Genomic DNA, 923 nt, shown 5'->3' on the forward strand with positions numbered 1-923 from the left:
CGGCGGTTGAGCTCAGCGTAGCTCAGAGCCTGCTCGCCAAACACCAGTGCCGGAGCGTCCGGGGTGGCGAATACCTGAGCTTCGATCAACGAATGAATGCTGCGCTCGTTCGGATAGGCCGCTTGGGTATGGTTCCAGCCTTCGATCATCAGTTGCCGTTCTGCCTGGGCCAGCATTGGCAGTTGACCGACCAGTGCATCAGCGTTTTCAGTTAGCGCCTCAAGCAGGTTGCTGAAGTAGCCCGCCAAACAGTCAATGGTGTCGTCGCTCCACAACGTACGGTCATGGCTGTACTGCATCGACAGGGTCGCGCCCAGTTCCACCACCAGGGTCAGCGGGTAGTTGGTCTGCTCCTGTACGGCCACCTCGCCAAAGCGCAGGCCACCGGGCGCGCCTTGTTGCAGCGCCTCGGACACCGGGTAGTTCTCGAACACCAGGATGCTGTCGAACAGCGCGTCACCGCCCTGCCCCGCCCAGCGCTGCACGTCGTACAGCGGGGTGTGCTCGAATTCGCGCACAGCCAGGTTGCCAGCCTGCACCTGGCCGATCCACTCGGCTACAGTCTGCTCGGCACGCGGTACACCGATCACCGGCAGGGTGTTGATGAACAGGCCAATCTGCTCTTCCACGCCGGGCAGGTCTGCCGGGCGGCCGGCGACCGTGGCGCCGAAGCACACGCTGGCCTGGCCGGTGCAACGCTGCAACAGCAGCAGCCAGGCCGATTGCACCAAGGTGTTGACCGTGACCCGGTTGGCCCGGGCGAAGGCTTCGATGCGTGCGGTCTGCTCGCGGTCGAAGGCCAGGCGACGGTCGCCGTAGCCGCTGCCGCCAGCACCTGCGCTGCCGGCGATGGCCTGAGCCAAACGGGTCGGCTCATCGAGGGAAGCCAGCTGGGCCTTCCAGAAGGCTTCTGCCACGGCGGC

The 923-nt window shown here is 65.2% G+C and carries 1 protein-coding gene; it reads right to left on the reverse strand.

Features of this window, described 5'->3' with window-relative positions; translation table 11 throughout:
* On the reverse strand, positions 1–923 hold a 923-nt coding region (locus SB765_RS27935; RefSeq protein WP_410932266.1), incomplete at both ends, for a condensation domain-containing protein.

This window comes from Pseudomonas sp. SIMBA_067 (assembly GCF_046534675.1).
Classification (GTDB): domain Bacteria; phylum Pseudomonadota; class Gammaproteobacteria; order Pseudomonadales; family Pseudomonadaceae; genus Aquipseudomonas; species Aquipseudomonas putida.